Annotated in this window: 9 protein-coding genes, 1 pseudogene and 1 riboswitch; of the genes and pseudogenes, 6 read left to right on the forward strand and 4 right to left on the reverse strand. The window is 61.2% G+C overall.

What is annotated here, in order from left to right; all coding sequences use genetic code 11:
- Positions 1–67 precede the first annotated feature (67 nt).
- Positions 68–451, reverse strand: a complete 384-nt coding sequence (locus ACLEJR_RS26185; protein ID WP_440798124.1) for an MAPEG family protein — start codon at positions 449–451, stop codon at positions 68–70.
- A 51-nt stretch (positions 452–502) separates the two neighbouring features.
- Positions 503–1,336 carry an EamA family transporter gene (locus ACLEJR_RS26190; RefSeq protein WP_440817564.1) on the reverse strand — a complete coding sequence of 278 codons (834 nt, stop codon included), beginning with the start codon at positions 1,334–1,336 and terminating at the stop codon, positions 503–505.
- A gap of 212 nt (positions 1,337–1,548) precedes the next feature.
- Between ACLEJR_RS26190 and ACLEJR_RS26195 the strand changes: the two genes are divergently transcribed.
- Together ACLEJR_RS26195 and ACLEJR_RS26200 are read left to right on the forward strand one after the other, a co-directional pair.
- Complete coding sequence (locus ACLEJR_RS26195) at positions 1,549–2,709, forward strand: MFS transporter (protein WP_440798128.1); 1,161 nt, start codon at positions 1,549–1,551, stop codon at positions 2,707–2,709.
- Between the two features lie 243 nt (positions 2,710–2,952).
- Positions 2,953–4,917, forward strand: coding sequence for a patatin-like phospholipase family protein (locus ACLEJR_RS26200; protein ID WP_440817567.1), 1,965 nt, complete (start codon positions 2,953–2,955; stop codon positions 4,915–4,917).
- Between the two features lie 24 nt (positions 4,918–4,941).
- On the opposite strand, the gene ACLEJR_RS26205 is transcribed toward ACLEJR_RS26200, so the two are convergent.
- Both ACLEJR_RS26205 and ACLEJR_RS26210 read right to left on the reverse strand, forming a co-directional pair.
- On the reverse strand, positions 4,942–5,823 hold the full coding sequence (locus tag ACLEJR_RS26205; RefSeq protein WP_440817570.1) for a formate/nitrite transporter family protein: 882 nt from the start codon (positions 5,821–5,823) through the stop codon (positions 4,942–4,944).
- A 200-nt stretch (positions 5,824–6,023) separates the two neighbouring features.
- Positions 6,024–6,428 carry an acyl-CoA thioesterase gene (locus tag ACLEJR_RS26210; protein ID WP_440798133.1) on the reverse strand — a complete coding sequence of 135 codons (405 nt, stop codon included), beginning with the start codon at positions 6,426–6,428 and terminating at the stop codon, positions 6,024–6,026.
- Positions 6,429–6,617: 189 nt separating this feature from the next.
- Positions 6,618–6,723, forward strand: a riboswitch (S-adenosyl-L-homocysteine riboswitch).
- A 23-nt stretch (positions 6,724–6,746) separates the two neighbouring features.
- Between ACLEJR_RS26210 and ahcY the strand changes: the two genes are divergently transcribed.
- The 4 genes and pseudogenes from ahcY to ACLEJR_RS26230 all read left to right on the forward strand — a co-directional run bounded on the left by ahcY (position 6,747) and on the right by ACLEJR_RS26230 (position 12,274).
- The gene (ahcY, locus tag ACLEJR_RS26215; protein ID WP_440817571.1) at positions 6,747–8,156 is read left to right on the forward strand and encodes an adenosylhomocysteinase; all 1,410 of its coding nucleotides are present in this window, start codon (positions 6,747–6,749) and stop codon (positions 8,154–8,156) included.
- A 194-nt stretch (positions 8,157–8,350) separates the two neighbouring features.
- Positions 8,351–9,196 (forward strand): methylenetetrahydrofolate reductase [NAD(P)H], encoded by an 846-nt coding sequence (gene metF, locus ACLEJR_RS26220; protein WP_440798137.1) that lies wholly within the window; start codon positions 8,351–8,353, stop codon positions 9,194–9,196.
- 190 nt (positions 9,197–9,386) lie between these two features.
- Positions 9,387–10,197, forward strand: a pseudogene (locus ACLEJR_RS26225) (substrate-binding periplasmic protein); the annotation flags it as partial.
- Between the two features lie 232 nt (positions 10,198–10,429).
- The gene (locus ACLEJR_RS26230; protein ID WP_440798139.1) at positions 10,430–12,274 is read left to right on the forward strand and encodes a DEAD/DEAH box helicase; all 1,845 of its coding nucleotides are present in this window, start codon (positions 10,430–10,432) and stop codon (positions 12,272–12,274) included.
- The last annotated feature ends 186 nt before the right edge of the window (positions 12,275–12,460 follow it).

The following is a 12,460-nucleotide window of genomic DNA, read 5'->3' on the forward strand; positions in this document are numbered from 1 at the left end:
GGTTGGCTGTTCCGGGCGGCGATCCGACGATGAGGCCAGTACAGGTACCGAAATTCGACAGCCAGGCTCAGATCGAAACAAAGAAGAAACTCGCCACCAACCCCACCCCCACCAACCACACCAGCGAACGCAGGAGCGCCCAGTCCGCCAGGTAGCAGATGATGTAAAGCAAGCGGCTGGTGATGAACAGCACCGCCAATACGTTGATGGTCACAAGCTCGGCGTTGCCGGCCAGGTGCGCGACGATGACTGCGGCGGCGAAGGCCGGATTGATTTCATAGCTGTTCAACTGCGCGGCATAGGCTCGCCGGGGCGCGCCATCGAGGCTTTCCAGGAAGTCCCGCGGGTCGTGGTTGTCCTGCAACCGGAATCTACCGCCGACCTTGGCGATGACGATGCACAGATAAGGCAGTACGAAGGCAATCAAAATACACCACAGGGCAACCGTCATGACGCAGTTCCTTCTTCGGTTTGAGGAAAATCGGGGAATCGGCGGTGCGGCTCAGGACTTCATCACCAACATACCTGCCAACACCAGCCCGCAAGCTAAGAGCCGCGGACGGCCAAAAGGTTCTTTCAGGTAGCGCATGCCGAACAACACCACCAGGATCACGCTGATTTCCCGCAGCGCCGCTGCTTCGGCGATCGACCCCAGTTGCATGGCCCATAGCACCAGAGCGTAGCTGAACAATACACAGAACCCGACCGCCAGCCCCAACCGCCACTGCTCACGCCAGAACCCCACGAATGCCGGGCGTTTGGCGACCATCGCCAGCAGCGGGAACGGCCAGGCACTGAGCAGGGTCAGCCAGACCAGGTAATCCAGCGGGTGCGACCAGCGGCGCAGGGCATGTCCGTCGATGAAGGTGTAGCAGCCGATACACAGACCGATCAGCGCCACCACCGGCAACATCGACCAGGGCAGTCGCTCTCCGCCGCCGCCCTGCCACAACAGGCAAAGCATGCCGAACGGAATCAACAGGATGCCGATCACTTGCTGGACCGTCAGCGCCTCACCGCCAAAGATCAGCGTCAGGGTCAGCACCACCAGCGGCGACAAGCCGCGCATCAGCGGATACACCAGCCCCAGGTCACCGACCCGATACGCCTGGATGAGCAGATAGCGATAAAGCAGCTCGAAGGCCGCCGAGGCCAGGATCCACGGCCAGATCTCCAGCGGCGGCAATGCCACCAACCCCAGGGCCGACACAGCGAACAGCAACGCGACGCTGTCCATGCACGCCACCACCAGCAAGCGCTCGCCGCTGAACTTAATCAGCGTATTCCACGCCGCATGCAACAGCGCCGCCACCAACACCAAGGCCGTCGCAAGCACGGCACACTCCTTTCCCTGCCCCATCGATCAGTGGGCGATGAATTGATTCGCGATCCTTCGACAGCTGTTTATACTGCCAGCCACCACGCCGCATTCAGTTGCGCATACTCCAATTCCAATAATCTTGCTGGTGCCCCGTATCGTTCGAAACGGAGCAGCCCGGCTGCGTATGCCTGATCAGAGCGTCAAGACTACAGACAGAGACCTTGCGCATGCCACTCGCCTTGCTTGCTTTGGCCGTCGCCGCTTTCGGCATCGGCACGACTGAATTCGTCATCATGGGGCTATTGCCCGATGTCGCCCGCGACCTGGCGGTGAGCATTCCCCAAGCCGGGCTGCTGATCACCGGTTATGCCCTGGGTGTGGTGTTCGGCGCGCCGATCCTCGCCATCGGCACCGCCAACATGCCGCGCAAGGCCACATTGCTGGGCATGACCTTGATGTTCATCCTCGGCAATGTGCTCTGCGCGCTGGCGCCGAACTACGCCACGCTGATGGCCGCCCGGGTCATTACTGCGCTGTGCCACGGAGCGTTTTTCGGTATCGGTTCGGTGGTGGCGGCCGGGCTGGTGGCGCCGAACAAACGGGCCCAGGCGATTGCCATGATGTTCACCGGCCTGACCCTGGCGAACGTGCTCGGCGTGCCGTTGGGCACGGCCCTGGGCCAATACGCCGGCTGGCGCGCAACGTTCTGGGCGGTGGCGGTCATCGGCGTCATCGCAGCTGCCGCCCAATGGGTCTGGCTGCCCAGGGAGATCCCCATGGAGAAGGCCAATCTGGCCAGCGAGTTCAAGGTCCTGGGCAAGGCCAACGTGCTCCTGGCCCTGGGCATGAGCGTGCTGGCTTCCACCAGCCTGTTCAGCGTGTTCACCTACATCGCACCGATCCTGCAGGACATCACCGGCGTCAGCCCCCACGGCGTCACGGTGATGCTGCTGTTGTTCGGGGTCGGCCTGACGGCGGGCAGTTTCCTTGGCGGCCGCCTGGCCGACCGGCGCCTGTTGCCGTCGCTGGTGGGCATGACCCTGGCCGTGGTGCTGGTGCTGGCCGCGTTCAGCCAGACCAGTCAATCGGTAATTGCGGCGGCGATCACCCTGGTGCTGTGGGGCATCTTCGCCTTCGCCCTGTGCCCGATCCTGCAACTGCTGATCATCGACCAGGCCCATGAAGCGCCGAACCTCGGCTCGACCCTGAACCAGAGCGCATTCAACCTCGGCAACGCCGCGGGCGCATGGATCGGCGGCCTGGTAGTCGCCAGCGGCGCGGATCTGGCGGACCTGCCATGGACCGGCGCCCTGGTCGGCGGCCTGACGACGTTGACGGCGTTGTTCTTTATTTATCGACAGCGGCGCCTGGCAGCGGTCGCTGTTTGACGGCCGAAGAAAGTGACTCCACCCGTGAGCGAATGGGCTGCGTATTCAGTAGGAAAATATTCCGGTACGCGCAGGTGGTTTTACCTACCTGCTGAAAGCGCCGTTCCAGAGCCCTTTGACTGAAACCCGCCGGGGCGTGCTGGCAAACGGCGGTTATTTTTCCAATTGAGTCATCGGGCAAAACGCCTTCAGGTTTTGTTTAAAGTTCGGCCCCCCTATCCCGGGTCCAAGGAAAGAACCTGAATGCCTTTACCTTCGATACAACACTCCATTACCCCTCGCTCGAACCCTACCGAGCCATCGAATGAGGTCGCCAGCACGACGCCCCCCGAAAATGAACGCGTATTGGTAAGCAACGCAACGGCACAGTCGATAACGATCATTGAATATGCCGACGGTAGCGCCAGGCTCCTGATGGATCACCCGTCAATCCATTGCTTGAACCTGAGTGGCGGAGGCGTCAAAGGCGCCGCCTACTCGGGCGCCATCGCGGCGCTCGAAGCCATGGGCGTATTAGAAGCTATCCGCCTGATTTGCGGCGTCTCGGCCGGGGCCATTTCAGCCGCTTTACTGGCCAGCGGCATGAATCATAAGGGCTTCGACAGGATTTCCGACGACATCCCGCTTATCTCATTGCTCGATAGTGCAAAGGCCGACGTCTCTGCTGAGCAGCAGGAATGGTCGAGGATGGGCGTAAATATGAAGGCCCTCCCCTTCGTGCAACTACTCTGCGATTTGCTGCCACGCCTGGGCTCCGAAGGCACGAAGCTGAAGGAGCTGATCAGACAGGAATCCTGCGCGGCCCTTTTGGATTGCTGTGAACAACAAACCGAGCTTAGCGAAGACGCGCAGCGCGCTATCGCCAACGTGCGCGATAACCAATACGTCACGTTTGGCGACCTGAAGGTGCTGAGCGAGGAGATTAAACAAATCAAGGCGCTGGAAATCGCCGGTACTGCCATGTACGAGGACGGCGCGCAACGGGTGGTTTTCTGCGCAGAACTTACTCCAGAAATGGATATTGCCGAGGCGGCGCTCATCTCTGCGGCCCTGCCGATAGTCTTCAGCAAACCGACCCAGCAAGGGTTGCCGTTCCAACTGAGAAAACAAGAAGGCAGCAACGACGGTGTCGAGGAAATCACCAAATTCGTCGACGGCGGCGTCAAGCAGAACACACCGATACACGGTCTCGACCGCCCTACTGTCAGGATGAGCCCGATTCCGGATGCGGACACCGAGCAGTTGATCCTCGTATTCGAGTCCGAACCCGGAGAAACGAAAAAGCACGGTACGGGACCATCGACCTTGGTCGACAAAATGCTGGGGACATCTTTTACAGCGGACGGAGCACGACTTGAAGAACGACTCAAACCTTTCAAGGATAAAACGATTGTCGTCCCAATGAAGGTCAAGAGTGGCGATTACAGTGGCACGTTCAAAGGGACAATCAACTTCCCGATGAGCAAGGAAGTCAAAAACGAGCTTCAGGAAGCGTTGCGCAAGAAGACTGTGGACCATTTGAACAAACGCAACGCCGAACAACTGGTCTTCCATTTCCCCTCAGCGCAAGCCGCCCTGCTGGCGTTGAACAACGACCAGTTCTCGCAATTGCAAACAGAGCCGGAAGGCAGAGAAACCTATGCCCAAGTGAGTCACTTCAGGCGAGAGGCCGGGCGAGCACTGGCGAATCTGAAAGACGCGATCAGGGCTGCCAACGAAATGTCCAACAAGCTTGAGCCAAACCCGGCACTGCTCCACGCCATTTCGGCGCTGGACGACCTCGCGGACCAACCCGACAAGCTGGAGTGGTTGGCGAAAAGCCTCAATCATGGCAACGACCCGGATTTCATGCAGTTGTTGCAGGCCGCAGTTCTTTGGGATGAGGGTGCATCCGACGTCGCCTCCATAGTCACGAGTCGCGCCATTGAGGAGATGCGACGCCATGACCTCGCTGCCCGCATCGATAACGTCATTGAATATGTGCTCTATCCCTCACGTTATCTGGGCGGCCAGCCCCAGAAGAACCTGGACCTTATCGCCGGCGCCCTCAGGGAACTGTCGCAGGTGCAGAACGAAACGGACTTCAACAAGGCGCTCATACGCCTCATAGCAAACTATAAATCACGCCTTACAGGCCTGACTCCATTCAGCTCAACCACCATCGACGAGTTGAAAAAAAGGCTGATAAAACCCCGTACGCCGATCTGAAGGAGCTTGCCAACAGCGTCCCGCCTATTGCGAATCAACACGCCGCTCAGCCCCACTCGCACGATTGGCCTTGGGCGGCCCTTCCTCGCTGCGAATCTGCGCGTGGCTGAGCAAGGCAAAGATAAAGCTGCCACCGACAATATTGCCGGCCAGCGTCGGTCCGGCGAACACCAGCCAGAAATCCATCCAGGCCAGCTCGCCGGCGAACACCAGGTAGGACACCTCCGCCGAACCCACGACAATGTGGGTGAAGTCGCCGAGCGCCATCAGGTAGGTGATCAGAATGATGGTCCACATCTTGGCGCTCTCCATGGACGGGATCATCCAGACCATGGTCGCGATCATCCAGCCGGAAATGATGCCCTTGGCGAACATCTGGCCGGTGTCGTTTTCCATGACCTTGCGGCCGATCTCCAGGAAGGCCAGGTCGGTGCGCTGGTCGAAGATCGGCAGGTGCAGCATCACGTAAGCCACCAGCAAGGTGCCGCACAGGTTGCCCAGCAGCACCACGCTCCAGAGCCGCAACAAACGACCGAAATTACTCAGCGTGGGCTTGCTCATGACCGGCAGCACGGCGGTCAGGGTGTTCTCGGTGAACAATTGCTGGCGGGCAAGGATCACCGCGAGAAAGCCCGCGCAGTAGCCGAAACTGGCGATCACCTTGAAGCCTTCGTGGTCCGGCAACCGGGAGTTGAGCAGTCCCATCGCCATCAGGGACAGGCCCATGGTCAACCCCGCCGCCAGGGCCGACCACCAGAGTGCGGTAATACTGCGCTCCAGTTCCTGGTCACCCTGGGTGCGGATGATTTCATGCAGCACCGCGGCCCGGGGCGGCTGGTTGCGGTCGACTTCGTGCTTTTCCTGCGGAGACAGGTCAGGGGTCTTGCCGTCTTTGTGAGTGTCCATAAAGCGCCCGTAGCGAGGTCGTGATGAATCTACGACACGCGGGGTTCGCAGCTGTTCAGTGAGGCAGGCAATGTGGTGCAACCTTGAGGGCCTTATCGCGAGCAGGCTCGCTCCCACAAAAGACTAGCGACGTTCAAAGGATATGAACACGACGCGAAACCCTGTGGGAGCGAGCCTGCTCGATGGGCGCACCGCCGAGCTCACTCGTTGGCAATGTCATCCTGGAACTGGTCCTTGACGTATTTGATCTCGGTCCGGCCATGGGGCGCCGGCAGGCCATCTTCGCCGAGGTTGACGAAGACCATTTTCTCCACGGTCAAGATGCTCTTGCGGGTGATTTTGTTGCGCACCTCGCAGGTCAGGGTGATGGAGGTGCGGCCAAATTCAGTGGCAGTGATGCCCAGCTCGATGATGTCGCCCTGGCGCGAGGCGCTGACGAAGTTGATCTCCGAGATGTACTTGGTGACCACGCGCTGGTTGCCCAGCTGGACGATGGCGTAGATCGCCGCTTCTTCGTCGATCCAGCGCAACAGGCTGCCGCCGAACAGCGTGCCGTTGGGGTTGAGGTCTTCGGGCTTGACCCATTTGCGGGTGTGGAAATTCATGTTCACTCCTGAGTGTCTGGCCGATGAATAGCCGCATCATGGCAGACCGGCCGGTCAGGCTCTACGTCGCGGTTCCTATAACGATCATCGGCAATTTCGATTTGCCGACAGAAACCCTTTGGAAGATCGGCCGGGCCCGTTATAATCGCCCCCGCTTTAGCCGGTCCACGCTTGGACCGTTCCCGCCACCTGTCCGAGGGGCGCTGCAGCAGGCTCGACCTGTCAGGCTCGGATGGGGCGTTGTTCGTACGGGCTACCCGCATGGACACTAAACGCACAACGGCGCCCATTCGCATACATTACGAATGGAGGCTCTTCATGAGCGCTGTCATCACGCCTGCAGATTTTACCGATTACAAAGTCGCCGACATGTCCCTGGCCGCCTGGGGCCGTCGCGAGATCATCATCGCCGAATCCGAAATGCCGGCCCTGATGGGTCTGCGTCGCAAGTACGCCGGTGAACAGCCGCTCAAGGGCGCGAAAATCCTCGGCTGCATCCACATGACCATCCAGACCGCCGTGCTGATCGAAACCCTGGTTGCCCTGGGTGCCGAAGTGCGCTGGTCGTCGTGCAACATCTTCTCCACCCAGGACCAGGCCGCTGCCGCTATTGCCGCCGCCGGTATCCCGGTATTCGCCTGGAAAGGCGAGACCGAGCAAGAGTACGAGTGGTGCCTGGAGCAGACCATCCTCAAGGATGGCCAGCCATGGGACGCGAACATGATCCTCGACGACGGCGGCGACCTGACCGAGCTGCTGCACAAGAAATATGCCGCAGTACTGGACAAGGTCCACGGCGTCACCGAAGAGACCACCACCGGCGTGCACCGTCTGCTGGACATGCTGGCCAAGGGCGAGCTGAAGATTCCGGCCATCAACGTCAACGACTCGGTCACCAAGAGCAAGAACGACAACAAGTACGGCTGCCGTCACAGCCTGAACGACGCCATCAAGCGCGGCACCGACCACCTGTTGTCGGGCAAGCAGGCACTGGTGATCGGCTACGGTGACGTGGGCAAGGGCTCGGCCCAGTCCCTGCGCCAGGAAGGCATGATCGTCAAGGTTTCCGAAGTCGACCCGATCTGTGCCATGCAGGCCTGCATGGACGGTTTCGAACTGGTCTCGCCGTTCATCGACGGTAACAACGACGGCACCGAAGCCAGCATCGACAAGGCTTTGCTGGGCAAGATCGACCTGATCGTGACCACCACCGGCAACGTCAACGTCTGCGACGCCAACATGCTCAAGGCCCTGAAGAAGCGCGCCGTGGTCTGCAACATCGGTCACTTCGACAATGAAATCGACACCGCTTTCATGCGCAAGAACTGGGCATGGGAAGAAGTGAAGCCGCAGGTCCACAAAGTGCACCGCACCGGCGCCGGCAGCTTCGACCCACAGAACGACGACTACCTGATCCTGCTGGCCGAAGGCCGCCTGGTCAACCTGGGCAACGCCACCGGCCACCCGAGCCGCATCATGGACGGTTCGTTCGCCAACCAGGTCCTGGCCCAGATCTTCCTGTTCGGCCAGAAATACGCCGACCTGTCGCCGGCCCAGAAAGCCGAGCGCCTGACCGTGGAAGTACTGCCCAAGAAACTCGACGAAGAAGTGGCCCTGGAAATGGTCCGCGGTTTCGGCGGCGTGGTCACCAAGCTGACCAAGCAACAGGCTGACTACATCGGTGTGACTGTCGAAGGCCCGTTCAAGCCGCACGCTTATCGGTACTGATGGCAGCTGCAAGCTTTGAGCTTCAAGCTACAAGTAAAAGCAGCTTATTTTTACTTGTGGTTTGAGGCTTGGGGCTTGGGGCTTACTTCTTCATCGCTATTACGCAGCCGCAAACTGCAAGCTTAAGCACAAGAACTCGGCGCACCGCTCTCTTGTAGCTTTTAGCTTGTAGCTCGCAGCTGGGAGCTCCGACCATGTCCCAAGATCGTCGCTACAGTTTCGAGTTCTTCCCGACGAAGACCGATGCTGGGCATGAAAAACTGATCGCCACTGCCCGTCAGTTGGCGAGCTACAACCCTGACTTCTTCTCCTGCACTTATGGCGCCGGTGGTTCGACCCGTGACCGCACGATCAACACCGTGTTGCAACTTGAGAGCGAAGTGAAAATCCCGGCCGCCCCGCACCTTTCCTGCGTGGGCGACAGCAAGGCTGATCTGCGCAACCTGCTGACCCAGTACAAGGCTGCGGGCATCAAGCGGATCGTGGCCCTGCGCGGTGACCTGCCCTCGGGCATGGGCATGGCCAGCGGTGAGTTGCGCCATGCCAACGACCTGGTGAGTTTCATTCGTGAGGAAACCGGCGAGCATTTCCACATCGAAGTGGCGGCTTATCCGGAGATGCACCCCCAGGCGCGCAATTTCGAAGACGACCTGCGCAACTTCGTCCGCAAAGCCAACGCTGGCGCCAACAGCGCGATCACCCAGTATTTCTTCAACGCCGACAGCTACTTTTACTTTGTCGAGCGCGTGCGCAAGCTGGGCGTCGACATCCCAGTGGTGCCGGGGATCATGCCGATCACCAACTACAGCAAGCTGGCGCGTTTCTCCGACGCCTGCGGCGCAGAGATCCCGCGCTGGGTCCGCAAGCAGCTGGAAGCCTATGGCGACGACACCGCCAGCATCCAGAGCTTCGGCGAGCAAGTCATCACGCAGATGTGTGAGCGCCTGCTGCAAGGCGGTGCACCGGGATTGCACTTCTACACCCTCAACCAGGCCGAACCGAGCCTGGCGGTGTGGAACAACCTCAAGCTGCCGCGCTGATAGCGTGATGCGAATAAAGGGCCCTGGCGAAAACCAGGGCCTTTTTTCATTTCGCCAGGAGGCCGGGAGTGGACCATGACAGGCCAATAGGCCCGACTGCACCGCGAACACCGATGGCATGCAACAGGCCACCAAGGTACAGGCCAGAGCGCTCTAGCTATTTGATGGGCTCTCAGCGTAACCTCAGGCCATGCCCGTCATTGCCCACTTACTGACCGCCCTTCTTCTCTTGTGCCTGAGCATGGTTGCCCGGGCTGAAAAGTTGCGGATTGTCACCGAACCCTGGGCGCCCTACGTCTTTGAAGAGAACGGCAAGGCCCAGGGATTGGACTACGAAACCACTGCCATTGTGTTCAAGCGCCTGGGCATCGATGTGGAATGGCAGTTTTTGCCATGGAAGCGTTGCCTGGCGATGTTGGAACAGGGACTGGCGGACGGTGCGCTGGACATTTTCCAGAGCAGTGAGCGCGATGCGATGCTGCTTTACCCCAGCGAACCTCTCTCGGATGTGGAATTCGTGATGTTCTACGCCAACGCCCGACCCCATCCGTTTCGCTCGCTCGATGAGCTGGGCGGCCTGACTATCGGCACTTCGCCCGGCTATCTCTACAGCCAGGCCTTCAGCGAAGCCAGCCATTTCAAGCGGGAAACGGCGCCGACCCACGAAGCCAACTTCGGCAAGCTGCAATTGGGCCGGATCGACCTGCTGATCACCGATCGCAGGGTCGGCCGATACATGCTCGAGCAAATGAAACTGGGTGACCAGATCACCGAAAACCCAGTCGTGGTCAGCCGCCAAAGCCAGTACCTGGCGGTGCGCCGCAAGGCCGGGATGGATTTGCTGGTGCAACGTTTCGCCGCCGAACTCAAGCGGTTCAAGCGCGAACCGGCCTATGCCGAACTGAGCGCCCGCTACGGTGCCGGCCCCCTCGCCAGGGTCGCAGCGCCAGGTCCGGCCATCCCACAAATAAACCGTTGAGCAGCAGGAACGCGGCGCACGGCGTTTGCTCTGTTATACTCGCGCCTTCCCGCCAGGCTCACGCCCGGACGCCCGGTCTTGCAAAAGGTCTCCGGACACCGCTACAGCGCAGCTTCAAGCCCGCGCGAGCCTTGTCCGCAAGAGCCTTTGAGACCCGGCAGGACCGGACGGGATGACGTCTTTTTCATTGAACGTCATTCGCGCCAGGCAAGACTATCCCATTGGGCCAGGCCCTCACTAAAACAGGATTACTCATGTCCTTTGCTTCCCTCGGTCTCTCCGAGGCTTTAGTCGGCGCCATCGAAGCCGCCGGCTACACCGAGCCTACCCCGGTGCAACAGCGGGCCATTCCCGCCGTGTTGCAAGGTCGCGATCTGATGGTCGCCGCACAGACAGGTACTGGTAAAACCGGTGGTTTCGCCCTCCCGATCCTGGAGCGGTTGTTTCCCAACGGTCACCCGGACAAATCCCAGCGTCACGGTCCGCGCCAACCGCGCGTACTGGTCCTGACCCCGACCCGCGAACTGGCGGCCCAGGTCCACGAGAGCTTCAAGATCTACGCTCGCGACCTGAAGTTCGTCAGTGCCTGCATCTTCGGCGGCGTCGGCATGAATCCCCAGGTCCAGGCCATGGCCCGCGGCGTCGACGTCCTGGTCGCCTGTCCCGGCCGCTTGCTGGACCTGGCCGGCCAGGGCAGCGTCGATCTGTCCCACGTGGAAATCCTCGTGCTGGACGAAGCCGACCGCATGCTCGACATGGGCTTCGTCCATGACGTGAAGAAGGTCCTCTCCCGCCTGCCCGCCAAGCGCCAGAACCTGCTGTTTTCGGCGACGTTCTCCAAGGACATCACCGACCTGGCCGGCAAGCTGTTGCACAACCCGGAACGCATCGAAGTCACGCCGCCGAACACCACGGTCGAGCGTATCGAACAGCGTGTGTTCCGCCTGCCAGCCAGCCACAAGCGCGCCCTGCTGGCGCACCTGATCACCACCGGCGCCTGGGAACAGGTACTGGTGTTCACCCGCACCAAGCACGGCGCCAATCGCCTGGCCGAATACCTGGACAAGCATGGCCTGCCGGCCGTGGCGATCCATGGCAACAAGAGCCAAAACGCACGCACCAAGGCCCTGGCCGACTTCAAGGCCGGCGAAGTGCGGATCCTGGTTGCCACGGATATCGCCGCCCGCGGGCTGGACATCGATCAGTTGCCCCACGTGGTCAACTTCGAGCTGCCGAACGTCGATGAAGACTACGTGCACCGCATCGGCCGTACCGGTCGGGCCGGTCGTTCGGGTGAAGCGATCTCGCTGGTCGCTCCGGACGAAGAAAAGCTGCTCAAAAGCATCGAGCGCATGACCAAGCAGAAGATCCCTGACGGCGACCTGATGGGCTTCGATGCCAGCACCATCGAGGCCGAGAAGCCTGAAGTGCGCGAGCGTCCGGACGTGCGCAACCCGCGCAACGCCCGTGGCCCGCGTGGCGACGGCCCGAACGGCGGTGGCGGCGGTCGCAAGGACAAAGGCAAGGACAAGGGCAAGGAAAAACCCGCCGGCAGCCGTGGCGAACGCCCGGCTCGCGAGCACAAGCCCCGCGAAGGCACGCCGGCCCGTGAGCCGCAGCGCCAGATCCCTCGCGCCGCCGCCGATCGTGCCCCGGATGAATTCCTGGACGACGATATCGACAACTTCGGCAACCGCGTCGACTACGTGCCACAGCAGAAACCGCCTCAAGGCCGCGGTCGTCGTCCAGGTGCCCCGGCACAAGGCGCGGGCGGCCAGCGTAGCGGTCAGTCGCAAGGTCGTCAGAACGGCCCTCGCAACAGCAACGGCTCGTCCACCGGTACCCCACCGGGCAAACGCAGCGGCCCACGCAACGGCGCGCCCCGTGACGGCCAGGCCCGTCGCGAAGACCGCCCTCGCCGCCCGGCCCGTGACGACCAGTCTCGCCAGGAACCCGCCGTGCAGAACCCGCGCAGCAACCAGCCGAAGATCATGCACAAGGAATCGAAAGCCGATCGTTTCCCGACGCCTGAGCAACTGGACCAACTGCCAAGCCGTCCGCGAGGCGAGAAACCGGCGTTGCTGACCCGCAATCGCTGAGTTTTCCCGTGAATGGAAAATGCCCCTTGGTCTCGCGATCAAGGGGCATTTTTGTTGAAGCACCATACAATCTCTATGGGACCAGATTCATGTGGGAGCGGGGGGGGGGGGGGGGGGGGGGGGGGGGGGGGGGGGGGGGGGGGGGGAGGGGGAGGGGGGGGGGGGGGGGAGGGGGGGGGGGGGGGG

Origin of the sequence: Pseudomonas sp. SMN5 (assembly GCF_052041925.1) — a bacterium.
Lineage (GTDB): Bacteria > Pseudomonadota > Gammaproteobacteria > Pseudomonadales > Pseudomonadaceae > Aquipseudomonas.